The following is a 26,288-nucleotide window of genomic DNA, read 5'->3' on the forward strand; positions in this document are numbered from 1 at the left end:
CGTCAACGGAAAGCGTGCAGTTCACCTTTAGACGACACGGCGTACAGGGTCTGCCCGGCCACGACCGGGGCTGTGGTGGCACCACCGGGAACTTCGACGCTGCTCACCAGCGTTCCGTCAACCGGATTGAAGAACCGCAGGTAGCCGTCGTTCGAGGCAATTACGATGCGTCCCCCGGCCAAAATCGGACCGTAATGCGCAACGATCGGGCCCCGACGCCCCGGCTTGTCCTTGATAAAGCCCGGCAGGTCCCGCGCCCAGATGACCGAGCCGTCTGCACGGTTCAGCCGGACCAGCTGACTGCGATCGCTAATCAAGAACAGGCTATCACCCGCAGGCCAGACCGTATCAACAGCGCCCTCACCAGCGGTCCATATCCGTTCGCCTGTGCCGGCATCGAAGGCCACCGTACGGCCTGAATGGTTGCCGATATAGATCGTATCGCCAACAACCATCGGCCCGCCGGTCACGTCCACGATCTGTGCAGCTGCACGTCCCCGGCGTCCACCGGCGACCGACGAATTCCAGCGGCCAATCCCGCCCCGGCGAAAGGCTGCGGCAATATCACCCGAGCCGAAGGCAAAGACCGCAAATTCCGACGCAATAACTGGGGCCGGAGCACCCAGAACGTTTCCGACACTCGGCGTGCCCTGCACCTGCCACGCTATGCGCCCATCCTTGGTGTTCACAGCCCAGCCGGTTTCATCGCCCGCTACCAAGTAAAGTAAGCCGTCATTGACCAAAGGCGCACCGCTGCCAGTGGCGTTCAGGCGCTTTTGCCATTTGACTGCGCCGGTTTTTGCATCCAGCGCCGTCAGACGCCCAAACCCGGACGACACGTAAAGAACACCGTTGGCATAGGCCAACCCACCGCCCGTCGCGTCCGAGTCGCCATCATTGGTCGGAATCAGGTTTGTGCTCCAGGCCAGTTGACCTTGCGGCGTCACCGCCGAAGCCGTCGCACCTGCGTCCAGAGCATAGATCAAACCACCACCGACCACGGGTTCTGCGGTGATGCGCTGCTTACGCGAATCCCCTTCTCCGATTGAGGTCGACCAGATGCGCTGCGGCGTTGCGCGCAATGCAGCGTTGGCGGTACGATATGCCGGTGTACCAGCACTTTGCGGCCAATTGGTATTCGCGCTTTGCGTTGGCAGGCTGATCGGTTTCGAGCCTTGGACCTCTGCCGCGACATTGTCAGTGGTGGGGCGGATATCTTCGCGGGCACCGGGTAGAATAACCTCGGGTTCCTCACAGGCGGCAAGCACAGTCAGCGATAAGGCCGCAGCCGGCAATCCAATGCGGGAGAAAAGACTTGTCACCATGATACTCCGAACTCGCCTGTCATTCTTTCTGCCGCCGGATCAGCCCTGCCGGGCCACAAGCGGTTCCGGTTCGCCGCCCAGTGCGACAATCAGCTGAGCAGCACGCTGCTGAAGGTCCACACCGATCTCGGCATCCTGTCGCATTGCCTGCAGGCGGTCGATGGCCGCGGCGACATTCCCCTCGGCGACATCAATCAGTGCCAGTTGTTCTTCAGCCAACAACCGCAACGGAGCGCCCGGCGCAGCCAACGCTTCGAATTGCTGGCGCCGATCTGCCACGGGCAGCGTGTCGCTTTGCAACAGCAACGCTTTAAAGGCGGCAATTGCACGATAGATTTCTGGTAGATCGCCCTGCACAGCGACGACGTTCAGGCTGTCCACAGCCTCTTGCCGCGATCCGGCGTCGACCTGCGATGACGACAGCAACAAGTTCAGAACCGCATCACCGCCCGGTGTGGCGGATTCAATACTGGCCAGATCAGCTGCACGTTCGGCCGAGTCATTCTGTGCAAGTGCGCTGAGAATCTCATCACCCAGTTTTTCGGCCTGACCGGTCGTGCGGGCCTTGCGAAATTCGTTGAACGCGGCCCCACCGACGATCAGAACCACGGCCAGTACGCCAATCCAACCCCAACGGCGCAGCAGCAGAAACAGGCGATCCCGGCGAACCTCTTCGGTCACCTCATCAATAAAACTGTCGGTGTCGCTCATCCCTGCTCCCCGGGCTGTCACATTTTCTATGGCGCCATGTCATACCCCGGCGTCCGTGCCAAGCCAAGAGCCGGTTTTCGCACAATTTCGCGGCGTCACGCTACCCTTGCGAAAAAAAGTGAACCGAACTATTCAGTTTAGTGTGGAAATTATGTACGCCTGAACCCATTTTTAGACGTACACGCCGAAGGACAATCGGCGAAAAATTCTTAGAGAGGCCCCGTATGCGTTTGATTTCATTCGTGAATGCGATTTTGGTTATTGCCGCATTATTCCTTTTGGTCTTTGAACGTGATGCGTTGTTCGCATTTGCAGGTCGCGGCGACTCTGAAACAGAAACCGCATCTGAAACAGATTCTGCGCCAGATCTCCAGACGGCCCAGAATGCAATTGGCGTGGTTGTCCAGCGCTCAGCCGCACGAGAAATTGACAGCGCCGTGTCAGTGCGCGGCCAGACCAGAGCCAACCGTCAGGTCGAAGTTCTGGCCGAAACGACCTCGACCGTGATTTCGGAACCCAAGCGCAAGGGCGCGTTTGTCGAGGCCGGTGACCTGCTGTGCGAACTGGACCCCGGCACCCGCCCTGCTAGTCTGGCCGAAGCAGTGGCCGCCAAGCTTGAAGCCGAAAGCCGTATCCCCGAGGCCGAAGCCCGCCTAGAGGAAGCACATGCCCTGGTGGCCGAGGCACAGATTAACTTGACTGCGGCACAGAGGTTGTCTGAAACTGGATTCGGGTCGGAAACACGGCGCATTTCCAGCGAGGCTTCCATGCGCTCGGCTGAAGCAGGTGTCAAAACCGCCGAGGCTGGTCTGGAAGCCACCCGCGCCGGGATCGAAGCCGCCAGCGCCGAGGTCGAGGCCGCCCAGCGCGAGATTGATCGCCAGACCATCGAAGCACCGTTCAAGGGCCTGCTGGAAAGCGATACCGCTGAATTGGGCAGTCTGATGCAACCGGGTTCGCTGTGCGCGACTGTCATTCAGTTGGACCCGATTAAGCTGGTGGGGTTCGTCCCCGAAACAGAGGTAAACAAGATCATTGTCGGATCAGAAGCCTCGGCGCGGCTGATTACGGGTCTTGAGGTCGCGGGTCGCGTGACCTTCTTGAGTCGGTCGGCGGATGAAACGACAAGAACCTTTGAGGTTGAGATCACAGTACCAAACCCGGAACTGGCCATTCGCGACGGACAAACCGCCGATATCCGTATTGCGGCCGAAGGGGCCAAGGCACATTTGCTGCCGCAATCCGCTCTGACCCTGAATAACGAAGGACAGATCGGCGTGCGCACGGTCGGCTCTGACAATATTGTTGAATTCATGCCGATTCTTCTGCTGCGCGACACAGCCGAAGGCGTTTGGGTGGACGGGCTGCCCGAAACCTCTGATGTTATCGTGATCGGCCAGGAATTCGTGACGCAAGGCGTTAAGGTAGAACCAACCTATCGGGAAGCTGCACAATGACAGGATTGGTCGCATGGGCCGCCCACAGGGCCCGAATGGTATTAGCCTTTATCGCGATCTCGCTGATTGTCGGTGGGTTCGCCTATGTCGGCCTGCCCAAGGAAGGTGAGCCCGATATTGAAATCCCGGCACTGTTCGTCTCAGTCCAGTTTCCAGGCATTTCCGCCGAGGATTCCGAGAACCTGCTGATCAAGCCGATGGAGACCGAACTGGCGGATTTGGACGGTCTCAAGGAAATGTCCGCCACCGCCGCCGAAGGCTATGCCGGTATCGCGCTGGAGTTCGACTTTGGCTGGGACAAGACCGCGATCATGGCAGATGTCCGCGATGCGATGAATACCGCACAGGCTGATTTCCCCGAAGGGGCCGAGCAGTATTCGCTGACCGAAATCAACTTGTCCGAATTCCCCATCGTTATCGTCAACCTGACCGGTGCCGTCCCCGAACGTACAATGGCGCGCATCGCCAAGGACTTGCAGGACGAGCTTGAGGCGCTGGATTCGGTGCTTGAGGCCGGGATCGCCGGCAATCGCGACGAGTTGCTTGAGGTTGTCATCGACCCCTTGAGGCTTGAGGCCTACAACGTTTCCGCCGACGAGCTAATTACTGTTGTTCAAAACAACAACCAGCTAATCGCGGCCGGAGAAGTCGACAGCGCGCAGGGCACTTTCTCGGTCAAAATCCCTTCGTCGTTCAAAACCGCCGAGGATGTCTATAGCCTGCCAGTCAAGGTCAACGGCGACCGCGTCGTGACGATGGGAGAGTTGGCGCAGATCAACTACACATTCGAAGACCGCGAAGGCACGGCCCGCTTTGACAATGAATCCACCGTGGCCCTGCAGGTGGTCAAACGCAAAGGCTTCAACCTGATCGACACGGTGGCGGACGTCAAAACTACTTTGGCCACCGCGCAAGAGAAATGGCCCGCCGAACTGCAGGCCGCAGTCGATGTCGGCACCTCAAACGACCAAAGCCGGATCGTCGATTCGATGGTTCGCCAGCTCGAGGGCTCGGTCCTGACCGCCATCGCACTGGTGATGATCGTAGTTCTGGCCTCGCTGGGGACACGCGCTGCGTTGTTGGTGGGTTTTGCGATCCCGACCTCATTCCTGCTGAGCTTCGCCTTTCTGGCGGTTATGGGGGTCAGCATCTCGAACATGGTGATGTTCGGGTTGATCCTTGCCGTGGGTATGCTGGTCGACGGCGCCATCGTGGTGGTGGAATACGCCGACAAACGCATCAAAGAGGGCATTGGCCCGATGCACGCCTATGTCGAGGCGGCGCAGCGGATGTTCTGGCCCATCGTATCCTCAACGGCTACGACACTGTGTGCCTTCCTGCCGATGCTATTCTGGCCCGGTGTGCCCGGCGAGTTCATGAAGATGCTGCCGATCACGCTGATCTTCGTACTATCCTCCTCGCTGATTGTGGCGCTGATCTACCTGCCGGTCGTGGGCGGTGTTTCTGGCCGTATGAGCCGCACGTTCGATCGAACATCCAACTGGTTGCGCGGCGTGGCCCCATGGTGGGTCCGTGCGGTTCTAGTGCCGCCATCTCTGTACATGATCTTCCTGGGTGCGATGCAGCTGATCAATCCGACATATCTTACCACAGAGGGAGGTTTTTGGGCAGTCGTCCTGGGTGCTGCGCTATTCATCTTCGGCGCCTTTGCCGGGTCGGTAACGCTGAGCGCGGCCAAGATCGAGCGCCACCAAGAAGAGCGCGTGCACACAGCACGCGAGCATTCGCGGTTTGGCTATGTGGTAAAGTTTCTAGTTGGTAATCCGATCATGCCAATCGTGTCTATTGCGGTTGTCATCTTCGGCGTCATGTCCGTGATGTCGTATTACATGGCCAACAATCGGGGCGTTGAATTCTTTGTCGAAACCGAGCCGGAACAGGCCACTGCTTATGTCCGTGCGCGGGGCAACCTGTCGCTGCAGGAAAAAGATGCAATGGTGCTGGCCGCCGAAGAGGTGATCGGACAACATCCGGCTGTGACCAACGTGTTCGCCTTTGCAGGCGAAGGCGGTTTGACCCAGAACGACGGTGGAGTGTCTGCGCCTGCGGATACGGTGGGTCGTGTTCAGTTCGAAATTACCCCGTGGGAAGATCGCCCAACGTTGACCGAACCCGCGTTCTTCGGTCTGTTCGAGCGCGAGGTTATCGCCCCCGAATATGACGGTAATTTCGTGCTGGATGAGTTGAACGCAGAGCTTGCCAAGCTGCCCGGTTTCATCGTGGAAATCCTGCCGCTGGAACAGGGCCCGGCCTCTGCCAAACCCGTGCACCTGCGCATCAAGGGCGATAGTTGGGAGGAATTGACTGCTTCGGCCCAGGACGCGCGGGCCGTGTTTGACGAAACGCCAGGTCTGATCAAGATCGAAGACACCATGCCCCTGCCCGGCATCGACTGGCAGATTGACGTGGACGTCGCCAAGGCGGGTCGCTTTGGGGCAGATGTCGCCACGGTGGGCGCGATGGTTCAGCTTGTCACGCGCGGCATCCTGTTGGGCGAAATGCGCCCGGACAACACGGATGAAGAGGTCGAGATTCGCGTACGCCTACCTGAACATGATCGTGTTTTGTCGACGCTGGATACGCTCAAGGTTCGCACCCCTGACGGGCTGGTGCCACTGTCCAACTTTGTCACTCGCCAACCGGTGGCCAAATTGGCCGAGATCAACCGGATCGATCAGCAGCGCTATTATGACGTCAAGGCAGATGTCGAGCCCGGCTTGTTCAAGGTTGTGGTCGATGGCCCCGACGGAACCGAGCAACGGCTGGCCGTTGTGCGTGCCGTCGAAGAAGGCGTGGAGCCCAGCGAGACAACCATCACCAGCCCGGATGGCACAGTGTTTGAGCTGTTTCAGTTGACCGGAGCTGAATCTGTCGAGGACCTGCGCACCGCGATCGAAGAAGAGAACGCCCGGTTTGCTTTGGTCAACCCAAACGAACGGATCGCAGTGCTTACAGAATGGCTGAACACCAACCCGTTCTCGAACACCATCAGTTGGGAATGGACCGGTGATCAGGAGGATCAGGCCGAATCCGGAGCCTTCCTACAGAACGCCTTCTTGGGCGCATTGGGCCTGATGTTCGTAATCCTGCTGGCGCAGTTCAACTCGTTCTACAACTCGGTCCTGGTGCTGCTGGCGGTCATTCTGTCGACCACCGGGGTTCTGATCGGGATGATTGCGATGAACCAACCGTTCTCGATCATAATGACCGGTACGGGCATCGTGGCGCTGGCTGGGATCGTGGTGAACAACAATATTGTTCTGATCGACACCTATCAGGAATACAGCCGCTATATGCCCCGGATCGAGGCCATCGTGCGCACGGCCGAGGCACGTATCCGCCCGGTTCTGCTGACCACGCTGACCACGATGGCTGGTTTGACGCCAATGATGTTCGGTCTGTCGCTGGATTTCATCAATGGTGGCTATTCGATCAACAGCCCCACCGCGTTGTGGTGGAAACAGCTGGCTACTGCGGTGGTGTTCGGGTTGGGAATTGCGACGGTTCTGACGCTGATTGTGACGCCGTCTCTGCTGGCGCTGCGCGTGTGGGTTTCGACCTATACGGTTTGGTTGGGCCGGGCATTGGCCCGCGCGACATCCGGCAAATCCAGCCAGATCGCGCAGGACATGGCGATCGGCAAAGCGGTCCGTCAGGCACAGGCAACCGAAGTGGTCTGGGGAGACGAAACATCCCCTGCTCCCAAGGATGCCCAAACGCCAGAACATCCGCCGGGTCCGCCCCTGAAAGCGGCAGAATAAAAAAATGGCGAGCCCGATGGCTCGCCATTTTTGGTTTCAGACCGGATTAGTCAGTAAAGACGTATTCACCCAGATCGCAAAGGTCCACGCCATACTCTTCTGCGCTGGACCCGTCAGAGAACCCACCGCGAACGTCATAGACACAGGTGGTCAGGCCGTCCGCAATCAAAACGTCCGCCTCATATCCAGGGGCGATGTAATCGCCCTGCAGCAAGTTTGATTCCCAATTATCCGACTCACTTACCGAGACGTTGAATTCGACCAGGTCGACGCTGCTTTCATTGCCCAGCAGGAATACCAAGTCCTCGGCGGATGCGGTCGACGCGATAAGCGACGCCAGAATGATCGGCGCAGCAAAGAATTTCTTCATTAAGTGTTTCCCTGATTTATTTTCCAACGCCAAACGGTTGGTACGGTCCGTCATATCGGAGCAAATACATCGATCAAATGACTATCATCCACGAAAAGACGGATGATCGAAGCGCAGTACTTTCCTGCAACAGTGCCACTCAAAGCAACCATGTCACTTGGACAGCCGGGTCCATTTCTGATGTCCGCATACAACATGCTCGCATCCGCGCACGGTCAGACTGTCTCCGTTCAGCGTCATTTGGGGCACAACATCCACGTTGACCATGGGAATCCAGAAATCGCCGCCGCCGTACTTGCCGCCCCCTTCACTGGCCACGTCCCAGAACAGCTTTTTGCCAATATTGGGGGTCTTCACCTCTTTGCCCGACTTGTCATAGGCGGACTGAATTTGGCCGCAGAACTTGTCGCCGCAGGCCGATATCTTGATATGCGAGATCAGGTTCTTACGATCCGGTTCAGTTTCCCAAACGCCCACAATCGGATCCGCCGCTGCCATCGCAGGCACAAGCAGAGAAATCACGACCGAAATTAAGACGTTTCTTTTCAATCTGCGCATCAAACCAACTCCTCCGAAACCCAGTCAGTATATCACATAATCGGATCGGTTCAGGCGGCCTGAGCGTCCGATTGCTGACGGTTCCACAGCTGGGCATAACGACCTTCGCGCTGCAGCAACTCGTCATGGGTGCCCTGTTCCAGTATCTCGCCTTGCTCCAGCACCACGATACGGTCGGCCTCAGCGATGGTACTGAGGCGATGCGCGATGGTCAGAACGGTGCGCCCCTCCCCGGCCCGGGCCAGCGCATCCTTGATGTCCTGTTCGGTGTCAGTGTCCAAGGCCGAGGTCGCCTCGTCCAACAGCAGGATCGGCGGGTTCTTCAACAGCGTGCGCGCAATACCGACGCGCTGTTTTTCGCCACCAGACAGTTTCAGTCCACGCTCACCTACCTTGGTGTCATACCCTTCGGGCAGCGTGATGATGAATTCGTGAATCTGAGCCGCTTTGGCTGCGGCCTCAACCTCTTCCTGCGTGGCACCGTCACGACCATAGGCGATGTTGTAGCGAATGGTGTCGTTGAACAGCACCGTATCCTGCGGCACCACGCCGATGGCGGCGTGCAAGCTGTTCAGGGTCACGTTACGCACATCCTGTCCGTCGATCTTCAGAGCCCCGCCAGTCACATCATAGAACCGGAACAGCAACCGTCCGATGGTGGATTTACCTGAACCGGTTGCCCCGACAATTGCCACGGTCTGACCCGCCGGAACGGTCAGTGAGACACCCTTGAGGATTTCGCGATCCGCATCATAACCAAACCGCACATTGTCCAGTGTCACCTCGCCGCCGTTGATCGCGAGGTTCGGCGCGCCGGGCTTGTCGGTCACCTCGGTGGGTTGATCCAACAGATCGAACATCTGCCCCATATCGACCAGCGACTGGCGGATTTCTCGATATACCGTGCCCAGAAAGTTCAGCGGCACGGTAATCTGGATCATGTAGGCGTTGACCATGACAAAATCGCCTACGGTCAGGGTACCATTCTGCACACCGATGGCCGCCAGAACCATCACCCCGATCAGGCCGCAGGTGATCAGGAAGGATTGCCCGAAATTCAGAAAGGCCAGCGAATAGGCCGTCTTGAGCGCCGCGCCGGCATAGGCTTTCATTGACACATCATAACGCTCAGCTTCGCGCTGTTCGGCGTTGAAATATTTGACAGTTTCGAAATTCAGCAAGCTGTCAATGGCGCGTTGATTGGCCTCGGTATCCTGATCGTTCATCTCGCGCCGGAGCTTCACGCGCCATTCGGTCACTGCGAAAGTGAACCAGATATATAGCGCGATGGTCACTGCGACGACGACCAGATACCACACATCAAACAGCCACATCAGAATGATCGCGACCAGCAGCAGTTCCAGAATCAGCGGCCCGATGGAAAACAGCAAGAACCGCAGCAGGAACTCCACGCCTTTCACGCCGCGCTCGATGATCCGGCTGAGGCCTCCGGTGCGACGCGTCACGTGATAGCGCATCGACAATTGATGGATATGCTGAAACGTTTCCAATGCCAGCGCCCGCAATGCCCGCTGCCCGACTGGCGCAAAAGATGCATCCCGCAACTGCTGAAAACCCACGGTCATCATCCGGGCAACGCCATAGGCCACGGTCAGACCCACAGCACCCAGTGCCAATGGCGGCACGCCCTCGCCCGCCAGACCGTCGACTGCACCTTTGTACAAAATCGGCGTGTAAACCGCGATCAGCTTGGCAATCACCAACATCCCCATGGCCAAAACGACGCGGCGTTTGACCCAGGGTTCATCCTCGGGCCAGAGGTAAGGGGATACCTTTCGGATCGTGCGCCAGCCCGAACGGCGCTCGTTCGTCTCTGGCATGTCGTTTGATTGCATCGGGGCTGATCGTCTCATCACGTACCTAATCTGCGGTCAGAGATACCCCCCCGCCCCCGCAGGGGCCAGAGGCAAAAACTTATTCGGGGATCGTGAAGATCTGCCCGGGATAGATCAAATCCGGATCGCGGATCGCAGTTCGATTGGCTTCGAACAGCTTTACATACAGGATACCGTCACCGAACCGCTCGCGGGAAATGGCCCACAGGGTATCGCCCTTCTGTACCGTGACCGAACGGATCGGCGGAGCATCCGAAGCTGCTTCGGTGGTATCCGCCGCCTCGACCGCGCGCAACACTTCGGTAGCCTCGCGCTTGAATGGCGTTTCAAGGCGGCTGACCACGGTACCATCTGGCGCGATCTCGTCCACTCGCAATGTGTAGACGCCGGGTTCAACCCCATCCAATTCACTGCGCCATTTGCCGTCATCGGCGGGGGACAAATCATCGACCAGCCGGTTGTCCAAATACAGACGCACCGCTGACCCATCCGGCACCCGGCCCGTCAACTCAACTTCGCCGGCATCTGAATACCCAATTGTATCCAACGCGACCTGATCCGCCGCCTCTGGTTGATCTGTAGACCCTTGCACCAGTTCAACCCCGTCCTCACCTGATCTAAGGATGGCGACCTGCTGGTCCTGCGTTTCCTCGGCCAAATCCTCTGCCACCGGTTCAGCGTCCTCGTCGATCGACGGTGCGTCCGTGCCGACCGTCTCGGTTTGCGCGACATCTATGGTGTCGGTCGATGGCACTTCTGCGTCAGTCGTTTCGATCGGCTGCGCACCCGCATTGACAGTGTCAGATGCTGCGGGTTCATCCGAGTCGGCAGCGTCCGCAACCTCGGGCTCATGCGTTGCACCCTCAGCTGTATCCGTGGCGGAAACAGCATCATCCGCGGCTTTCGGTTTGGGCAAGGCCGCGATCACATAATCGTCCGAACGCACCGACTGATCGCCCTCCGTTTCCAGCGTCAGGCCGCGCGCGGTATCGGCAAAGGGGACCGAAAGGAACGCGGCAAACTGACCGCTGGGATCAACCGTGAAACTGTGCACCGGCTCACCATCCAGTAATACGTTGACCCGAGAACCCGGCGCGGCAGTACCGGACAGAACCGTATTGCCGTCCGGCTCAATAAAAATCTGATCCAACAACGGCTTTACTGGCGACTCAGCTTCGGCTGTCTCCTCCTCAGCCGGCGCTTCAGGCTCGGCCTCCTCAGTAGCAGGAGGAGCGGCGGGTGCTTTGGCGCCTTGCTCTTCTTCAGCGGTGGGTGTTGAAGAACCCTCGGCAGGCAGCTCAGCGGGCTTAGCGCTGTCTTCCTGGGTCTGAACTGCGACCTCGGCATCCGGCGCGGTTTCTTCTGGGCCTCCGCCGAAGATGCCAGACAGGTACAATCCACCTGCCCCGATTAAAACTGCGATACCGGCGATCACCCCCCAGGTGAACGTGCCAGAGCTTCCGCTTCCCGACTCGGCGTTCATTCTTTTCCTTTCACTCCGCGGCGCAAGTGTCTTGGCTAAAACACATTCTGCCCGGCGGTTGAGCCAATCTATCAATCCCGCTATCAGGGGTCAAAAGCCCAGGCACAACCCCGGAGAGCGTTCACGATGTCTCAGAAATCTGTTTGTGTGTATTGCGGGTCACGCAATGGCGCAAATTCCGCCTATTCCGAAGCCGCAAAAGCATTCGGAGCAATGCTCGCGCAAGAAGGCTGGCGCTTGGTCTATGGTGCCGGGGATGTCGGCTTGATGGGCGAAGTTGCCCGCGCCGCGCAATCCGCCGGTGGCGACACATTCGGCGTGATCCCGGTTCACCTGCTGAAACGCGAGGTCGGCAAAACCGACCTGACCCGTTTTGTTGTCACCGAAACGATGCACGAGCGGAAAAAGGTCATGATCATGAATGCGGATGCCGTGGTCGTGCTTCCGGGCGGCCCGGGGTCGCTGGATGAGCTGTTCGAGGCGCTGACATGGCGACAGCTGGGTCTGCATGACAAACCCATTCTGGTGATGAATGTGGATGGCTACTGGGACGCGCTGCACGACTTGGTGCAGCGCGTCATCGGTCAGGGCTTCGCGGACGAGTCGTTGGCGGATTACATCACTTGGGTTGATGATCCGGCCTCGGCAATGTCGACGCTGCGCGGATTCCTGACCTGACCGGTGGACGGACGGCTGGGACCGCCCACCGGGGGATAAATCACCTAAACTGCTGGTTTCAGACGGCTGGTCAGCAGCTTTTCAACCTTGTGCATCGGATGGTTGGTCAGTGTCTTGTCCACCTCAGCCACCACCTTGGCCAGAACCTCGCTGTGCAGACGGCGGCGCAGCAGGCCCAGAACATGCGGACTGGCGACCAGAACCAGCCGGTTAAAGGCCCCTTTTAGCCCCTTACGGTTCAATAGATTGGCGACATCCTGCACGAACAGAGATTTCGCGTGGGTCTTCCAGTTTGGTTCTTCAACCGCCGATTTCTGGTTCGGCCCGGTATCATAGCGCCGTCCGGCCCGGTCGGTGGGTCGGCTGGCCCCGTCCTGTTCTTCTACCGAGACAACAACCAGATTGGGGTCTTCGGCATCGGTGATATTCTCGACGAACAACGCCTTTTCCCCATCGGCAATGACAACCCAGGTTCCCTGTTCAAGTGCGACCATTGTGATCTCCTGTCATGTTTCTACGGCTATCCCTCAATTTCCAGGCATAGGTTACCCTGACGCACCCAAAGGATTCCGGCGCGTTGCCTGTGCATTTTCATATGGTTAGCGGTTCTCTCCCTCCGCCTCACCAAAGGTAAGCATTGCGAGGTTGCGTGCAAACCCGTCTCAGCATGAAACTTTATTCATAGGCGGGTTTTCACCTGTCAGGCCGACAGTTCGATCACCGTAATCTCGGGCGTCACACCAAAGCGCACTGGCAGGATCGAGCACCCAATCCCGCCGGACACAACCAGATCGCGCCCATCTTCGCGTACATGCCCATAGGCATAACGATTGCCATATTTGGACGGCACCATCGGAGACCAACCAAACAGCCGCACCTGTCCGCCATGGGTGTGGCCCGAAAGGGTCAGTGCCACGCGATTCGGAATTTTTGGGAAGATGTCAGGCTCATGTGCCATCATCACCACCGGCGCATCATCTGTCACTTGTGCCAATGTACCCGGCAGATCGTCCAGCCCCACCAGCTTTCCATTGCGCCTGAACGCAAGCTGATCTTCCAAACCTGCCAACCAAATTTCTGGCCCATCAAGGCGAATAGCCTCATTGGACAGAACCCTGATTCCATGTTCCCCAAACGCCGCTGCAAATTTGTTCGGCCCTGCGCCCCGGCTCTGAGCATCGCGGTCATCCCACCAGTCGTGATTGCCAAGAACAGCGTAGACGCCATTTTTCGCTTCTAGCCCAGCCAGGACCGGAGCCAGTTCGTCTGCTTCTATTCTATCGGAGATGACTTTGTGGTGCCCGGCATAGTCACCCAACAACAAGATCAGATCGGGCGCCAGTGCATTTGTGCGCCGGACGACCTGCCGTACACGATCAAGCCCGACATAGGGCTCTCCAACGTGCAGATCGGACAGGACAGCGATCCGCAAGGGCTGGGCAGTCCAATCCTTACGCCGTACGCGCCATTTGCGTACGCGCAACCGCAGCGAGGGCTCTACAAAGAACCCATAGGCCGCAACAAACAGGCCTGCCAGCGTGGTCGCCAGCAGGCCCTGTATGAACCCTCTGCGGGTCAAGGATTACATCCGCGATGCAACGTTTTCCCAGTTCACCAGATTGTCGAGGAAGTTCGACAGGTAAGCCGGGCGCTTGTTGCGGAAATCGATGTAGTACGAGTGTTCCCACACGTCACAACCCAGCAGAGCGGTCTGACCAAAGCACAGCGGGTTCACGCCGTTTTCGGTCTTGGTCACTGCCAGTGAGCCGTCAGAATTCTTGACCAGCCACGCCCAACCCGAGCCGAACTGACCAGCGCCAGCCGCACTGAACTGCGATTTGAACTCGTCGACCGAGCCAAAGCTTTCAACCAGAGCTTTTTCCAGTTCACCGGGCATGGCGTTGCCGCCGGGGCCCATCATTTCCCAGAACTGGTTGTGGTTCCACAGCTGGCTGATGTTGTTGAAGATGCCATTCTGCGCCACAGCGTTCGCGTCATAGGTGCCAACGATGATCTCTTCCAGCGACTTGCCGTCCCATTCGGTTCCGGCAATCAGCTTGTTGCCGTTGTCGACATAGGCCTTGTGGTGCAGGTCGTGGTGATATTCCAGTGTTTCCGCGGACATACCCTTGGCTGCCAGCGCGTCATGTGCATAAGGAAGATCAGGAAGTTCAAAAGCCATCTCGGCCCCCTGTAATAAATGTAAGTTGCGGTTCCCAAGGTTAAATGCTTTGACAGCCGCCGTAGGTCAAGGCCCGTGACAATAAAACCCGGAGGTCCGCGATGCTGACAAAGGCGCGCAAGATGTTTTACCGCGCTCGCGGGTATTATGCAGGCAGTCTGAATGGCGAGCCGTTTCGCCTGGACCCCTATCACTCGAAATTCTGGCGCAAGGCCTCAGCCGGCGCGTGGGAGCCTGAAACTTTCGCTGTGCTGGACGAATACCTGTCACCCGACAGCGATTATCTTGATATCGGTGCCTGGATCGGCCCCACGGTCCTTTACGGTGCCCGCCGGGCAAGACACGTGTGGTGTTTCGAACCCGACCCTACCGCATTCCGGTATCTGGCGTGGAACCTTGCCCTGAACGAGATCAACAACGTCTCGGCCTTTGGGGTGGCGCTGTCGGATCGGTTCGGCGTGGCCCGCATGGCCTCGGTACGCGGAGAGCCGGGCGATTCCACCAGCTCCCTACTGCATGACGGCACACATGGAAGTGACGCCCTGACAATCGCATGGGACCAATTTGAGGCCGCGAATGATCTGTCTGACGTATCGCTGGTCAAGATGGATATCGAAGGGGCCGAGTATTTCGTTTTGCCCGCGCTGATTGCTTGGCTCAAGAACCTGCGCCCGACTCTGCTGTTGTCGCTTCATGCACCGCTGCTTTCGGACCAAGATCGCCTGGACCAAACCAGGTCGCTGTTGGAAAGCCTGAAATTCTATACGACCATACTGGACGAAAAACTTCAGCCGCTTGAGGTTTCGGATATGTTGAAACCCAGTGGATTGAACCAGTACCGGACGATCCTGTTGCACAGGTAACACTCAACGCTGCAAAATTTACCAAATGCACAAACCTTTGCTTTCCCCCGAAGATGTATCAGGTTGAGTGACCGCGCCGAAAATCAAGACAAAAAAGGACAACCTTGGCTGGATCGCAGCGCAAGTGCTTATCGCATCATTTGGAACCGGACCGAAAGAATGGCAGCTGGCGGCAATGTCCGCGTACGATACCAGGCCAATTGGAACCCAAACCAAAATACCATTGATATTCGTATGGCCTTTGTTCATGGGAATTTCTCGAACAAACCCAAAGGTGCTTGAACCTGTCACGTTAGTGAACAAGAAAAGCCCCGGAAATCCGGGGCTTTCAAAATCTTAACCAGAAAAATAAATCGCTTGACTGAACTCAGGAAGCGTAGAGAGACCCGGTTGAGTTTACAGAGCAGCCACCGTACCCAGATGGTCGGTTAAGCGCGTTGACTTGCGGGAAACTTGCAGTGAGGTCCAGGCGCTGTTTTTCCGGATCCAGCTTCGCAGAATAACTTACATAGATTAACCCACCATTGCTGGCTGGAATATTCATTTTCCAAGTCAGTCTGTACGCACCCTTGCGCGTTTCCTTGAACTTGACATCCTTGGGCTGCTGACCGTCATATTCGTGGATATAGGCATCATAGGCGCGCGCGCGCTTGTTTTCCGCATCAACGCTCAGGATCACGCGCTCAGCAATCCATCCTTGTTCCATCCGGTGCAGGGAGCAGTCATAGGTGAGGACTTCAGCATTTGCTGTGCTCGCGGCCAAGGTCAAAGCCAAGGCGGCTAGTACTTTCTTCATCTTCTCAGGCTTTCAAGTTTTACCAATAACACTAACGTTTGCGGCCTTATCCCATTTAAAACTCAATACAATCTTAAGCAGAGACCGTCTTTGCATTTCTCCAATAGAAGACCATCAAAAAGCAGTGCAACTCCAAAACAATAGCGGCCGCCTTTTTCAGTAAGACGGCCGCCATTTGTGACTTTTCTGCGTGTACTACAGGGTCAGTAAAACCCAACCTCACTGCCCGGCTGTGCAGCAACCTTGAGCAACTTAAAAACATAATCCGCAGCCGACCGGAAACAGACGACCCGGAAGGTTTCGGCATCATCCATCCAGAACGCCCCAGCCACCTGCGCCAGGCGCGAACGGCGGATCTGGCCGGGTTGGAACGCCTCGGTCGAAAGTTCAACTGGTGCCAGCTTGCCAACCGCTTCGCGCGCACTGGCACCCGAGATACGGAACACAGCTCGCGCGTCCGACACATTGACCGCCAACGCGTGTGTGCCGCTGAGCGCGTTTGCCATTGCAGCCAGCTTGGCCTCCACCTCGGCATACGGCACCAGCACCAGCAATTCGTCGGTGGACATCCAGCAGACGCCGGTATCGCCGTTGACCAGAGCTTCGCGCTGGCCTGGCACTTTCTGGCTTGTGGCATCCTTGACCGCCTTGGCCAGCACCTTGTCGGACAGGTCGCCGCGCAGAGTGATCATACCCTGCAGGCCACATTCCTCGACTTTGACGATACCTTCATAGCTGGCGTGGTTCAGTGCGCTGATGGGTTCAGACATTCTGCTTCTCCCCGTCTTTGTCATAGAAGACCGGGTCAACGATCTTGGCTTTATAGGTTTTGCCGTCGGTGCCTGGGAACTCGACAATCTCGCCCATCCGGTCAGGGCCATGCTTGATCAGACCCATGGCGATGCCGCGGTCCAGATTGGCCGAGTAATAGGTCGAGGTCACGCGCCCGATCATGTTGCGCTGACCATTGGCGTTGACGCCCTCGCCAACTGCGTAAGCTCCATCCGGGATGACAGAACCATCCACAGTCTCAAGTCCCACTAGTTTCCAGCGGTCAGGATCGGCCATATGGCTGCGCGAATGGGCACGCTTCCCAAGGTAATCCTCTTTCTTTTTGGACAGTGCCCAATGCAACCCCAGATCCTGTGGGATCACGGTGCCGTCGGTTTCATCCCCGATCATGATAAAGCCCTTCTCGGCCCGCAGGATGTGTAGACATTCGGTGCCGTAAGGCATCACCCCGAACTCCTGTCCGGCCTCAACCAGCGCATCCCAGAACGCCTGCCCCTGCGAGGCAGGAACCGCGATCTCATAAGACAGCTCACCCGAAAACGAGATACGATAGGCGCGGCAATCGAAGTCACCGATCTTGCCATCGCGCCATTCCATGAAGGGCAGCGCCTCTTTGGACACATCCATGCCGCCCAGATTCTCCAACACCTTGCGGGCGTTGGGGCCAACAACTGCCACCTGAGCGTACTGCTCGGTCACATTGGCGACGTAGACTTTCCAGTCCCACCACTCGGTTTGCAGCCATTCTTCCATATGACCATGGATACGTTCCGCTCCGCCGGTGGTTGTGTGACACAGCCAGGTATCCTCGTCGATACGGGCAACAACGCCGTCGTCGATCAAGAAACCGTTTTCCGAACACATCAGGCCATAGCGGCATTTGCCGACCTTCAGCGTGGACATCATGTTGGTGTACATCATGTCCAGGAACTTACCAGCATCCGGGCCTTTGACGATCAACTTACCCAACGTCGACGCGTCCAGCAGGCCGAGGTTATCGCGGGTGTTCTTGACCTCGCGATTCACCGCGTCATGCACCGATTCACCGGGGCGCACATAGGCATAGGTCCGGCGCCAGTGGCCGACCGGCTCCCAATCGGCGCCGTTCTTGTCGTGCCAATCGTGCATCGGAGTTTGACGGATCGGTTGGAATACGTCGCCCCGCGCTTCGCCGCCAATCGACCCCATCGAGATAGGAGTGTAAGGCGGGCGGAATGTGGTTGTACCGACCTTCGGGATCTCAGAATCCAGCGCATCAGCAAGGATCGCCAAGCCATTGATGTTGCTCAACTTGCCCTGATCCGTTGCCATGCCCAGCGTGGTGTAACGCTTGGTGTGTTCTACGCTTTCATAGCCTTCGCGCGCGGCCAGTTGGACGTCGGACACTTTGACGTCGTTCTGGAAATCGAGCCAAGATTTCATACGCAACTGAACCTCGGCATTGGCGGGCATCAGCCAGACCGGCTCCATCGCGGCCTCGACCGTGGTTTCACCCTTCGGCGCATCGGCCGTTTTAGGTTTGAAGCCCGCGCCATTGGCGGCGGCTTCGCCTGCGGTCTGCGCATCGGCCAATACGTCGCCCAACGCAAGTGGACCGTTTGCGGAACCGGCGGCCACGACAAATCCTTCTCCGTTCGCGCCCAGCGGCGGACGTTCGGGGTCAGGGCGGAAATGAGCGTTCGCGTCGTCCCAAATCAGCTTGCCACCGCAATGCGACCACAGATGGACGACCGGAGACCAACCGCCCGACATGGCAACAGCATCGCACTCAACTTCCTCGCGAGCACCGCCGATACCTTCCTGATTGCAAATCGCAACCTTCTTAACGCGCTTACCGCCTTTGACTTTGGCGACGGCTTTGCCGGGGTCAACGCGGATGCCGAGCTGACGCGCCTCTTCTGCCATCGGGCCAGCAGCGGCGCGCGCATCAACCACGCGCAGGACGTCCACTCCGGCCTGTTTCAGGAGGATCGCGGTGCGATACCCGTCGTCATTGTTGGTGGCAACGATCACACGCTCGCCCGGGGTTACGCCCCAGTTCACCACATAGTCACGCATGGCCGAGGCCAGCATCACACCTGGCACATCGTTACCCGCGAAAGACAGAGGGCGTTCGATCGCACCAGTTGCCGTCACGACCTGCTTGGCGCGGATGCGCCACAGGCGGTGGCGTGGCCCCTGGATGCCCGGAGTATGGTCGGTCAAACGCTCATACCCCAGCACGTAACCGTGGTCATAAACACCCGCGCCCATGCAACGCAATCGCATGGTGACGTTGTCCATTGTTTCCAATTCGGAAACCAATTGATCCACGAACTTATCCACAGGCGCACCATCAACAGTGCCCCCATCGACCGGAGCACGCCCGCCCCAGTGTGCAGTCTGTTCGATTAGCAACACCTTCGCACCGGACGCAGCGGCTACTTTGGCGGCCTGCAAACCAGCCACACCGCCACCGATCACCAAAACATCGGTGAAGGCATAGAAGTGTTCATAGGTGTCCGCATCGCGATTGTCTTTGTCCGGCGCTTTGCCCAGACCGGCCGACTGGCGGATGAACGGCTCATAGACGTGTTTCCAGAACGGCTTGGGATGGATGAACATCTTGTAATAGAAGCCCGCCGGCAGAAAACGCGACAGATGGGTGTTCACCGCCCCGATGTCGAATTCGAGGTTCGGCCAGTGGTTCTGTGAAACTGCCGTCAGACCGTTGAACAACTCGGTCGTGGTGGCGCGCTGGTTCGGCTCAAAACGGTTGCCCTGCCCCAGACCGACCAGTGCGTTCGGCTCTTCCGCACCGCTGGCGACTACACCGCGCGGACGGTGGTACTTGAACGACCGGCCCATCATCATCTGATCATTGGCCAGCAGAGCCGAGGCGAGCGTATCGCCTTCGTACCCCTGCATCGAGGTGCCGTTGAAGGTAAAGGTGACCTGTTTTGACCGATCAATCAGCCGGCCTTGTTTTGCGAGACGGGTGCTCATGTTGCGGACCTTTCGCAGGCGGAATTACGTGTGGCGGCGCGGATCATTCGTACTCTCTCCACGCCCAGCCGGGGCGCTTGGCAGAGATCGCTTCGCGGATTTCTTTCGGCGGCTCGGTGGTTTGGGCCGAATAGGTCCCGAACACCTCAAGCGTCTGAGTACAACGCGCGGCGTGGAACCACTTGCCGCAGCCATTGCTGTGGCGCCAGCGCTCGAAATGAACGCCTTTGGGGTTTTCGCGCATGAACAGATAGTCATGGAACTCGTCTTCAGACGAGCCGGGACCAAAACGCTTCAGATGCGCCTCGCCACCAGCGGCCAGTTCGGTTTCTTCGGCGTCGACGCCGCAATACGGGCAATTCAGGATCAGCATGTGTTCATCCTTTTGGCGGTCGGTCGACACAATGGCCGACCTGAATTCTGTTAGTGAGCAACTTTGGACAACGCCCTTAGTGCGCCACCCCGGCGGCGACGCTTTCGTCGATGAAGCGGCCCTCTTTGAAACGATCCAACGAGAACGCCTCGGTCAGCGGCGAATGACCCGTGGCCATCAACTGTGCCATTCCCCAGCCGGACCCCGGGATCGCCTTAAAGCCACCCGTTCCCCAACCACCGTTGATGAAGCAGCCTTGTAGTGGCGTCTTCGACAGGATGGGTGAGCGGTCGCCGGTCATGTCCACGATACCGCCCCACTGGCGCAGCATCTTCAGGCGCGAGATCATCGGGAAAGTCTCGACCAACGCGCGCACGGTTTCCTCAATGTGGTGGAACGACCCGCGTTGGGTGTAGTTGTTATAGGCATCAGTGCCGCCACCAATCACCATCTCACCCTTGTCGGATTGCGACATGTAACCGTGGACGGTATTGGCCATCACGACCACATCCATGCAGGGCTTGATCGGCTCGGAGACCAGCGCCTGGAGGGCAATCGCCTCAAGCGGCAGACGGAAACCCGCCATCTCGGCCAGTTGACCGGAATGGCCCGCGACCACGATGCCCAGCTTTTCGCAATCGATCGCGCCCTTGGTGGTGTCGACGCCAATGACGCGGCCATTCTCGGACCGGACACCTGTGACTTCGCATTGCTGGATGATATCCATCCCCATTGCCGAACACGCGCGGGCATAGCCCCAGGCCACAGCATCGTGCCGTGCGGTGCCGCCGCGTTCCTGCCAAAGAGCCCCCAAAACCGGATAGCGCGGACCGTCGATATTGATGATCGGCACCAGTTGTTTGACACGTTCAGGTCCGATCCATTCGGTCTGCACGCCCTGCAGCGCATTGGCGTGAGCTGTGCGCTGATAGCCGCGGATTTCATGCTGCGTTTGCGCCAGCATCATCACGCCTCGGGGGCTGAACATGATGTTATAGTTCAGGTCCTGGCTCAGGTCCTCATAGAGGCCACGCGCCTTTTCATAGATCGCCGCCGACGGGTCCTGCAGATAGTTCGACCGGATGATGGTCGTGTTGCGCCCAGTGTTGCCACCGCCCAGCCAGCCTTTTTCGATCACGGCGACGTTCTGGATGCCGTAATTCTTGCCAAGATAATAGGCGGTCGCCAGACCATGCCCCCCTGCTCCGACGATGATCACGTCGTACCGCTTTTTCGGTTCAGGCGAGCGCCACGCGCGCTCCCATCCGGTGTGATAGCGCAGGGCCTCCCGCGCCACAGCAAAGGCTGAGTAGTGTTTCATAAGCGAATCCATCCGGTTCGGTGATTGGCGCAGATATGCCGTGCGCAAACAGTTTACCCCTGCCGCACAGCGCCACAATATCGAACTATTGCGACATCCGCCCCATTATTGCGACATGACGTCCTCTCGCGGCCATTTGTCTCTTTTTTCGCCCCGCAGACAAGTCTAAGTCAGGGCAGCCATATCGGAGAAACCATGTCGTTCCTGGTCGTCACCATTCTTACCGCTTTGATGATTGCGGTGTTCCTGGGCTTTTCGCTGCTGCGCAGCCGCAAAACGCGCGAGCCTGCGGCGGCTTATGATCTGCGCGTTTATCGCGAACAGCTGGCGGGTGTGGACAAGGATTTAGCCCGAGGAGTGATCGGTGAGGCCGACGCAGACCGGGTGCGCACGGAAATCTCACGCCGCATTCTGGCCGCTGACGCGCAAGTGCAGGCAAGGGTTGATCGCACCGGACCGCCCCTCTGGGCCTCCGTTACAGCCTTTGCTGTCATTGCGCTTGTCGTCGTCGGTGGTGCGGTCTGGATGTATCGCCAGATGGGGGCTGCCGGGCTGCCAGATCAGCCCTTGTCGCAGCGGCTGGAGCAAGCCGAAATCCTGCGCGCCGAACGCCCCAGTCAGACCGAAGCCGAGGCTGCCGCCCCGCCCGCGCAATTGCCACCGCTTGATGAGAGCTATGCCAATCTTCTGAATCAGTTGCGCGACACTGTTGCAGCGCGCCCTGATGATCTGCAGGGCCACATTTTGCTGGCTCAGCACGAGGCGAATGCAGGCAACTTTCCCGCCGCGTACGCAGCCCAGCAACGTGTGATCGAGCTGTCAGGTGACGATATCCCGGCGGATGCCTTTTCGCATCTGGCCGAGATGATGATCTTGTCCGTCAGTGGCTATGTCTCACCCGAGGCAGAAGAGGCATTGCGGCAAGCCTTACAGCGTGACCCGCGCCATGGGCCGGCACAATATTATCTGGGGCAGATGATGGTGCAGATTGGGCGCCCCGATGTTGGATACCGGGTCTGGGTCGATGCTTTGGGCGATGCCCCTGCGGGCGCTCCGTGGGCCGATGCCATTCTGGCGCAATTGGATGAGCTGGCTTTCCGCGCCGGGGTATTCAACGCGCCAGAAATACCTGCCGCCCCCGGCCCCAGCCAGGGTGACGTCGACGCTGCCGCCGAACTGACACCGGAAGAACGGCAGGAGATGATCAAGGGCATGGTCAACCAATTGTCTGAACGTCTTGCCACCGAGGGAGGCTCGCCCGAGGAATGGGCGCGTCTGATCGCGGCCCTAGGCGTTCTGGGTGAAGGTCAGCGCGCCATCGACATCAAGAATGAAGCGATGGAAGTCTTTGCCGGAAATGCCGATGCCATAGAATTGATCGACGCCGCCGCACTGCAAGCCGGGATCGCACAATGATTCACGACGCGTTCGAAGAGTTTGCAGCCGCCCTACGCCCGATGACCGCATTGATGGGCTTGGATTTGGGCGAAAAAACCATCGGCGTCGCGGTCTCGGACCGGATGCGCGGCGTAGCCAGCCCTTTGGAAACCGTGCGGCGCAAGAAATTCACACTGGATTCCGCGCGGTTGCTTGAGCTGATCGCCGACCGTGAGATTGGCGGTATCATTCTGGGTCTGCCGAAAAACATGGACGGAACCGAAGGCCCTCGCTGCCAATCCACCCGTGCTTTCGCCCGGAATCTGTCGCGTCTGACCGAACTTTCCATCGGGTTCTGGGACGAACGACTCAGCACGGTTGCGGCCGAAAAGGCGCTTCTTGAGGCGGATACGACACGAAAACGTCGCGGACAGGTTATCGATCACGTCGCCGCTGGCTATATTCTGCAAGGAGCCTTGGACAGGCTACGCTTTCTTTAGTTGCGACGGGATACGGCAATGACGAACATGGTTTGGAAAAGGAACGAGGTCGAAAGCCCTTGCGTCCAGATCTGTGTCGTGCACCCGACCGAACGTATCTGCACCGGCTGCTATCGCACCATCGACGAAATCTCACGCTGGTCCAAAATGGACAGCAGTGAGCGCGCCGAGATCATGGAAAATCTGCCCTCACGCAAGCCCCAGCTGACCAAACGTCGGGGCGGTCGCGCTGCACGACTGAAAGAGTCTTAGTCCAACTCAAATCGAGGGTATTGACTGAATCTGCGCCGCTGCAGGCTGGTCTGAACTTCGAGGGGGATCAAGTTCGAACACTTGTGGTGAGTGAGTGGCAACCCACAGCGACGCGCTTCAGTTATTAGGTTCTTCCGAAGTGGTTACGCGGAAGAACAGGGCATTGCTAATCGTTTCTTGACCGTTCAATCAAGTAAAACAAAGCCTGACTTAACGTGACCTGACGTAAGCGTTACTTTTTATCTTGGCCTACCCCGCAGCCAGCCAGGATTTGGCGTTTTCAATGTCTTCGGATGCAAAGAACTGAGTTCTCGTGCCCAGAACATGACTGGCCGCCCGTTGCGCCATATGCTGCCACGTCTTGTCGCCAATAATGGCCGCGCGATCCAGCATTCCGGCGTGATTTCTCACCAGTTTGAAATGTGATGCCAGGGCGGACAGCCCTTGCCAACCATCAAATTCCCTCAGATCAATCAACAGACGGAACCCCTCCTTGCCCTGCAATAAATTATCGAGGTCCAGTTCGGCCCGGCTGAATTCATCGGGGTCCAGTTTGCCCAACAGGCGGATTTGAATGCAGGGGCCGCCCAGATCAATCACGTGAATGGAGCCCAGAGATTCGCGCATCCAACGACGGGCGGCTTCAAGTTCGGATAGTTCAAAGACCTGCACCGGGCATGGCAGGATCGGGGCAGCCAGGCGGATACTGGTCTTTACCCAACCCTGATCCGCTGCCACGCCAATGCGATCAAATCCGCGCCAATGGCTCAGTCCCAGCTTTGTGTCAGCCCAGGCGGCACCTAGATCGTAACCCTTGAATTCCGGCTGCACGACAGCCAGCAGACGCACATTGTCATGTTCGGTCAGCGCGGCCTCGATCGCGGGCACCAGAACCTCGCTGTAATCAGTGCTGGTCACCTCGCCGGACAGTTCGACCTCCAGCAAGGCCCCGTCCGAATTTCTGTGGACCGTAATCATCCAATAACCTCCAAATCCGAATAATGGCAGGAGGTTAGGCGGATTCGATCCATTCGGCTACTCCCCCGGCACACTCGGGGCGGAAATAGGCGATCATACGTCCGTCCACCCCGGCCGAGGCATTGCCTCCCCAAGGGGCCACCCCATGCAGGCAATGACGGTGCAACAGGTAAGCCTCACCCGGTTTGGCGGGCAATTCGATGCGTGGGCAGGTGTCGAATACCTCGCGGCGAGCAGCCTGATAGATATCTGTGACATCCACCTGACGCAGACTATCGCGTGGGTGCCCATCCAGTGCGCGTCTGAAGGCGGCGCGCAGGATTTTATGACTGCCTTCCCACAGCACCATGGGGGCCGCATCAATGCTGGCATCGTTCAGAGGAACGCCCAATATCCACGCATGCGGTTCATCCACTCGCCGCCGACGATCCGGTCCCATCGGTCGCAACCCGTCCACATGTGCCGCGTCCCGCTTTAACCTATACTGCCCGGCGCTGGTGCTTTCACCCTGCCGCGGGCGTGGATAGCCGGGATAAATGACCGAGACCTGCCCTTTGTGCAGCGGCAGTTCTCCGTATTGTTCGGTGATGAAGTCCATGGCTTGGCCAGACAACACCTCCGATTGCCCAACCCTGCCTTGCGGGTCGTTGTCCAGCGCGTCAACACCAATAAACCATGTTTCTTCACAATCCAGCCATTGGGCATAGGCCGGGTCAGTGACAGACGCGCGAGCAGCGGGCAGCGCATGCCCAACCCATTCGGCCAGCGCTGGATCGAAGGGGAACCTGATCCAACCTTTTTCGTGAAAATCACTCACAGCCCCAGTGCCTTGCGCAGCATGTTCAGAGCCACCAGTGTCAAAAATACCGCAAACACACGTCTGAGGGGTTTGGGGTCCATGGCATGAGCCAGCTTTACCCCCCAAGGCGCGGTGATTGTCGTCATAGTGACAACGATACCAAAAGCAATCAGATTGACCGCCCCAATGGTCAATGGCGGGCGGTGTTCCGACGGAACGTCCAGAAATAGAAAGCCCAATACCGAAGGCACCGCGATGATCACGCCAAAACCGGCAGCAGTTGCGACGGCGCGGTGGATGGGTGTGTTGTAAAGGCTCATCAGCGGTACGCCGAAACTGCCACCTCCGATCCCCATCAACACCGAAAGAAAGCCAACCGGAGGCGACAGTATCGCACGTTTGATCCCCTTGGGCATGGCGTCACCCAATCGCCATTCAGATTTGCCCAGCCCAAGATAGGCTCCGATAACCATCCCCAGCACCCCGAACAATATCTGCAGGACCTCGGTCCGCAGCGCCGAGGCCACCAGAACGCCAATGATCGCCCCGACCGCGATTCCGGGCCCCCAGCCGCGCAGAATTTCCCAATCCACAGCGCCTTTTTTGTTATGCGACAACACGGATCGCACTGAGGTCACGATGATTGTCGCCAAAGAAGTCGCCAAACACAGCTGCATCAACTGCGGGCCGCCATAACCAAGCGTCTGAAAGGCATAAAAAAAGGCGGGCACTAACACGATACCCCCGCCAACGCCCAGCAATCCGGCCAGCACGCCGGCCAGCGCCCCGATTACAAGCAAAAGGCCCAGCATCTGGGCCAGCAACATCGTCTCGGGCATCTTCCCCCCAT

25 protein-coding genes are annotated in these 26,288 nt (G+C 58.2%); 8 read left to right on the forward strand and 17 right to left on the reverse strand.

The features are described from left to right. Window positions 1-2: 2 nt before the first annotated feature. Entirely contained in the window at window positions 3-1,325 is a 1,323-nt protein-coding gene (locus RUE5091_RS04330) for a PQQ-like beta-propeller repeat protein (RefSeq protein WP_058280652.1), read from the reverse strand. A gap of 39 nt (window positions 1,326-1,364) precedes the next feature. Then, on the reverse strand, window positions 1,365-2,036 hold the full coding sequence (locus tag RUE5091_RS04335) for a tetratricopeptide repeat protein (RefSeq protein ID WP_058280653.1): 672 nt from the start codon (window positions 2,034-2,036) through the stop codon (window positions 1,365-1,367). Between the two features lie 224 nt (window positions 2,037-2,260). Between RUE5091_RS04335 and RUE5091_RS04340 the strand changes: the two genes are divergently transcribed. Further along, on the forward strand, window positions 2,261-3,493 hold the full coding sequence (locus RUE5091_RS04340; protein ID WP_058280654.1) for an efflux RND transporter periplasmic adaptor subunit: 1,233 nt from the start codon (window positions 2,261-2,263) through the stop codon (window positions 3,491-3,493). Then, window positions 3,490-7,275 (forward strand): efflux RND transporter permease subunit, encoded by a 3,786-nt coding sequence (locus RUE5091_RS04345; RefSeq protein WP_058280655.1) that lies wholly within the window; start codon window positions 3,490-3,492, stop codon window positions 7,273-7,275. Before RUE5091_RS04340 ends, RUE5091_RS04345 begins: the two co-directional genes overlap by 4 nt. 46 nt (window positions 7,276-7,321) lie before the next feature. On the opposite strand, the gene RUE5091_RS04350 is transcribed toward RUE5091_RS04345, so the two are convergent. The 4 genes from RUE5091_RS04350 to RUE5091_RS04365 all read right to left on the reverse strand — a co-directional run bounded on the left by RUE5091_RS04350 (window position 7,322) and on the right by RUE5091_RS04365 (window position 11,542). After that, window positions 7,322-7,645 carry a hypothetical protein gene (locus RUE5091_RS04350; RefSeq protein WP_058280760.1) on the reverse strand — a complete coding sequence of 108 codons (324 nt, stop codon included), beginning with the start codon at window positions 7,643-7,645 and terminating at the stop codon, window positions 7,322-7,324. 153 nt (window positions 7,646-7,798) lie between these two features. Further along, entirely contained in the window at window positions 7,799-8,203 is a 405-nt protein-coding gene (locus tag RUE5091_RS04355; protein WP_058280656.1) for a DUF2147 domain-containing protein, read from the reverse strand. A 50-nt stretch (window positions 8,204-8,253) separates the two neighbouring features. Then, window positions 8,254-10,059, reverse strand: a complete 1,806-nt coding sequence (locus RUE5091_RS04360) for an ABCB family ABC transporter ATP-binding protein/permease (RefSeq protein WP_058280657.1) — start codon at window positions 10,057-10,059, stop codon at window positions 8,254-8,256. A 79-nt stretch (window positions 10,060-10,138) separates the two neighbouring features. Continuing rightward, complete coding sequence (locus tag RUE5091_RS04365; RefSeq protein WP_058280658.1) at window positions 10,139-11,542, reverse strand: LysM peptidoglycan-binding domain-containing protein; 1,404 nt, start codon at window positions 11,540-11,542, stop codon at window positions 10,139-10,141. Between the two features lie 126 nt (window positions 11,543-11,668). Between RUE5091_RS04365 and RUE5091_RS04370 the strand changes: the two genes are divergently transcribed. Further along, a complete protein-coding gene (locus tag RUE5091_RS04370; protein ID WP_058280659.1) occupies window positions 11,669-12,220 on the forward strand; it encodes an LOG family protein in 552 nt (183 codons plus the stop codon). Between the two features lie 44 nt (window positions 12,221-12,264). Here RUE5091_RS04370 and RUE5091_RS04375 read toward each other — a convergent pair whose 3' ends face one another. The 3 genes from RUE5091_RS04375 to RUE5091_RS04385 form a co-directional block, all read right to left on the reverse strand. Continuing rightward, window positions 12,265-12,714, reverse strand: coding sequence for a host attachment family protein (locus tag RUE5091_RS04375; protein WP_058280660.1), 450 nt, complete (start codon window positions 12,712-12,714; stop codon window positions 12,265-12,267). Between the two features lie 206 nt (window positions 12,715-12,920). Continuing rightward, entirely contained in the window at window positions 12,921-13,799 is an 879-nt protein-coding gene (locus tag RUE5091_RS04380; protein WP_058280661.1) for a metallophosphoesterase, read from the reverse strand. Between the two features lie 3 nt (window positions 13,800-13,802). Further along, window positions 13,803-14,402, reverse strand: a complete 600-nt coding sequence (locus tag RUE5091_RS04385; protein ID WP_058280662.1) for a superoxide dismutase — start codon at window positions 14,400-14,402, stop codon at window positions 13,803-13,805. Between the two features lie 101 nt (window positions 14,403-14,503). Here RUE5091_RS04385 and RUE5091_RS04390 point away from each other — a divergent pair, with 101 nt between their 5' ends. Both RUE5091_RS04390 and RUE5091_RS04395 read left to right on the forward strand, forming a co-directional pair. Then, window positions 14,504-15,265 (forward strand): FkbM family methyltransferase, encoded by a 762-nt coding sequence (locus tag RUE5091_RS04390; protein ID WP_058280663.1) that lies wholly within the window; start codon window positions 14,504-14,506, stop codon window positions 15,263-15,265. Between the two features lie 63 nt (window positions 15,266-15,328). Beyond that, window positions 15,329-15,547 carry a hypothetical protein gene (locus RUE5091_RS04395; protein ID WP_058280664.1) on the forward strand — a complete coding sequence of 73 codons (219 nt, stop codon included), beginning with the start codon at window positions 15,329-15,331 and terminating at the stop codon, window positions 15,545-15,547. 85 nt (window positions 15,548-15,632) lie between these two features. Here RUE5091_RS04395 and RUE5091_RS04400 read toward each other — a convergent pair whose 3' ends face one another. The 5 genes from RUE5091_RS04400 to RUE5091_RS04420 all read right to left on the reverse strand — a co-directional run bounded on the left by RUE5091_RS04400 (window position 15,633) and on the right by RUE5091_RS04420 (window position 21,532). Further along, window positions 15,633-16,061 (reverse strand): hypothetical protein, encoded by a 429-nt coding sequence (locus RUE5091_RS04400; protein ID WP_058280665.1) that lies wholly within the window; start codon window positions 16,059-16,061, stop codon window positions 15,633-15,635. 203 nt (window positions 16,062-16,264) lie between these two features. Continuing rightward, window positions 16,265-16,831, reverse strand: coding sequence for a sarcosine oxidase subunit gamma (locus RUE5091_RS04405; RefSeq protein ID WP_058280666.1), 567 nt, complete (start codon window positions 16,829-16,831; stop codon window positions 16,265-16,267). Next, window positions 16,824-19,838, reverse strand: coding sequence for a sarcosine oxidase subunit alpha family protein (locus RUE5091_RS04410; RefSeq protein ID WP_058280667.1), 3,015 nt, complete (start codon window positions 19,836-19,838; stop codon window positions 16,824-16,826). Before RUE5091_RS04410 ends, RUE5091_RS04405 begins: the two co-directional genes overlap by 8 nt. A 43-nt stretch (window positions 19,839-19,881) precedes the next feature. Beyond that, window positions 19,882-20,211, reverse strand: coding sequence for a sarcosine oxidase subunit delta (locus RUE5091_RS04415; RefSeq protein WP_058280761.1), 330 nt, complete (start codon window positions 20,209-20,211; stop codon window positions 19,882-19,884). A 76-nt stretch (window positions 20,212-20,287) separates the two neighbouring features. Continuing rightward, on the reverse strand, window positions 20,288-21,532 hold the full coding sequence (locus RUE5091_RS04420) for a sarcosine oxidase subunit beta family protein (protein ID WP_058280762.1): 1,245 nt from the start codon (window positions 21,530-21,532) through the stop codon (window positions 20,288-20,290). A 195-nt stretch (window positions 21,533-21,727) separates the two neighbouring features. On the opposite strand from RUE5091_RS04420, the gene ccmI reads away from it, so the two are divergent. The 3 genes from ccmI to RUE5091_RS04435 are packed head-to-tail and all read left to right on the forward strand — an operon-like array spanning window position 21,728 to window position 23,661. Then, window positions 21,728-22,948, forward strand: a complete 1,221-nt coding sequence (gene ccmI, locus RUE5091_RS04425) for a c-type cytochrome biogenesis protein CcmI (RefSeq protein ID WP_058280668.1) — start codon at window positions 21,728-21,730, stop codon at window positions 22,946-22,948. Beyond that, window positions 22,945-23,409, forward strand: coding sequence for a Holliday junction resolvase RuvX (ruvX, locus tag RUE5091_RS04430; RefSeq protein ID WP_058280669.1), 465 nt, complete (start codon window positions 22,945-22,947; stop codon window positions 23,407-23,409). The genes ccmI and ruvX overlap by 4 nt, the downstream gene beginning before the upstream one ends. 18 nt (window positions 23,410-23,427) lie before the next feature. Continuing rightward, the gene (locus RUE5091_RS04435) at window positions 23,428-23,661 is read left to right on the forward strand and encodes a DUF1289 domain-containing protein (protein WP_058280670.1); all 234 of its coding nucleotides are present in this window, start codon (window positions 23,428-23,430) and stop codon (window positions 23,659-23,661) included. 249 nt (window positions 23,662-23,910) lie between these two features. On the opposite strand, the gene RUE5091_RS04440 is transcribed toward RUE5091_RS04435, so the two are convergent. The 3 genes from RUE5091_RS04440 to RUE5091_RS04450 are packed head-to-tail and all read right to left on the reverse strand — an operon-like array spanning window position 23,911 to window position 26,277. Then, window positions 23,911-24,639 (reverse strand): SpoIIAA family protein, encoded by a 729-nt coding sequence (locus RUE5091_RS04440; protein ID WP_058280671.1) that lies wholly within the window; start codon window positions 24,637-24,639, stop codon window positions 23,911-23,913. A gap of 34 nt (window positions 24,640-24,673) precedes the next feature. Continuing rightward, window positions 24,674-25,456: a hypothetical protein gene (locus tag RUE5091_RS04445; RefSeq protein WP_058280672.1), complete on the reverse strand. Its 783-nt coding sequence runs from the start codon at window positions 25,454-25,456 to the stop codon at window positions 24,674-24,676. Next, complete coding sequence (locus RUE5091_RS04450; protein WP_058280673.1) at window positions 25,453-26,277, reverse strand: sulfite exporter TauE/SafE family protein; 825 nt, start codon at window positions 26,275-26,277, stop codon at window positions 25,453-25,455. The genes RUE5091_RS04445 and RUE5091_RS04450 overlap by 4 nt, the downstream gene beginning before the upstream one ends. Between the last annotated feature and the right edge of the window lie 11 nt (window positions 26,278-26,288).

Source organism: Ruegeria denitrificans, from assembly GCF_001458295.1.
In the GTDB taxonomy this organism is placed as follows: Bacteria; Pseudomonadota; Alphaproteobacteria; order Rhodobacterales; family Rhodobacteraceae; genus Ruegeria; species Ruegeria denitrificans.

Excerpts from the sequence above, each read along its gene's own strand:
- RUE5091_RS04420 (WP_058280762.1), bottom strand. The coding sequence starts at position 21,532 with ATGAAACACTACTCAGCCTTTGCTGTGGCGCGGGAGGCCCTGCGCTAT.
- RUE5091_RS04385 (WP_058280662.1), bottom strand. The coding sequence starts at position 14,402 with ATGGCTTTTGAACTTCCTGATCTTCCTTATGCACATGACGCGCTGGCA.
- RUE5091_RS04355 (WP_058280656.1), bottom strand. The coding sequence starts at position 8,203 with ATGCGCAGATTGAAAAGAAACGTCTTAATTTCGGTCGTGATTTCTCTG.
- RUE5091_RS04405 (WP_058280666.1), bottom strand. The coding sequence starts at position 16,831 with ATGTCTGAACCCATCAGCGCACTGAACCACGCCAGCTATGAAGGTATC.
- RUE5091_RS04370 (WP_058280659.1), top strand. The coding sequence starts at position 11,669 with ATGTCTCAGAAATCTGTTTGTGTGTATTGCGGGTCACGCAATGGCGCA.
- RUE5091_RS04345 (WP_058280655.1), top strand. The coding sequence starts at position 3,490 with ATGACAGGATTGGTCGCATGGGCCGCCCACAGGGCCCGAATGGTATTA.
- RUE5091_RS04375 (WP_058280660.1), bottom strand. The coding sequence starts at position 12,714 with ATGGTCGCACTTGAACAGGGAACCTGGGTTGTCATTGCCGATGGGGAA.
- RUE5091_RS04335 (WP_058280653.1), bottom strand. The coding sequence starts at position 2,036 with ATGAGCGACACCGACAGTTTTATTGATGAGGTGACCGAAGAGGTTCGC.
- RUE5091_RS04400 (WP_058280665.1), bottom strand. The coding sequence starts at position 16,061 with ATGAAGAAAGTACTAGCCGCCTTGGCTTTGACCTTGGCCGCGAGCACA.
- RUE5091_RS04365 (WP_058280658.1), bottom strand. The coding sequence starts at position 11,542 with ATGAACGCCGAGTCGGGAAGCGGAAGCTCTGGCACGTTCACCTGGGGG.
- RUE5091_RS04390 (WP_058280663.1), top strand. The coding sequence starts at position 14,504 with ATGCTGACAAAGGCGCGCAAGATGTTTTACCGCGCTCGCGGGTATTAT.
- RUE5091_RS04450 (WP_058280673.1), bottom strand. The coding sequence starts at position 26,277 with ATGCCCGAGACGATGTTGCTGGCCCAGATGCTGGGCCTTTTGCTTGTA.
- RUE5091_RS04340 (WP_058280654.1), top strand. The coding sequence starts at position 2,261 with ATGCGTTTGATTTCATTCGTGAATGCGATTTTGGTTATTGCCGCATTA.
- RUE5091_RS04360 (WP_058280657.1), bottom strand. The coding sequence starts at position 10,059 with ATGCAATCAAACGACATGCCAGAGACGAACGAGCGCCGTTCGGGCTGG.
- RUE5091_RS04440 (WP_058280671.1), bottom strand. The coding sequence starts at position 24,639 with ATGATTACGGTCCACAGAAATTCGGACGGGGCCTTGCTGGAGGTCGAA.
- ccmI (WP_058280668.1), top strand. The coding sequence starts at position 21,728 with ATGTCGTTCCTGGTCGTCACCATTCTTACCGCTTTGATGATTGCGGTG.
- ruvX (WP_058280669.1), top strand. The coding sequence starts at position 22,945 with ATGATTCACGACGCGTTCGAAGAGTTTGCAGCCGCCCTACGCCCGATG.
- RUE5091_RS04410 (WP_058280667.1), bottom strand. The coding sequence starts at position 19,838 with ATGAGCACCCGTCTCGCAAAACAAGGCCGGCTGATTGATCGGTCAAAA.
- RUE5091_RS04350 (WP_058280760.1), bottom strand. The coding sequence starts at position 7,645 with ATGAAGAAATTCTTTGCTGCGCCGATCATTCTGGCGTCGCTTATCGCG.
- RUE5091_RS04415 (WP_058280761.1), bottom strand. The coding sequence starts at position 20,211 with ATGCTGATCCTGAATTGCCCGTATTGCGGCGTCGACGCCGAAGAAACC.
- RUE5091_RS04435 (WP_058280670.1), top strand. The coding sequence starts at position 23,428 with ATGACGAACATGGTTTGGAAAAGGAACGAGGTCGAAAGCCCTTGCGTC.
- RUE5091_RS04330 (WP_058280652.1), bottom strand. The coding sequence starts at position 1,325 with ATGGTGACAAGTCTTTTCTCCCGCATTGGATTGCCGGCTGCGGCCTTA.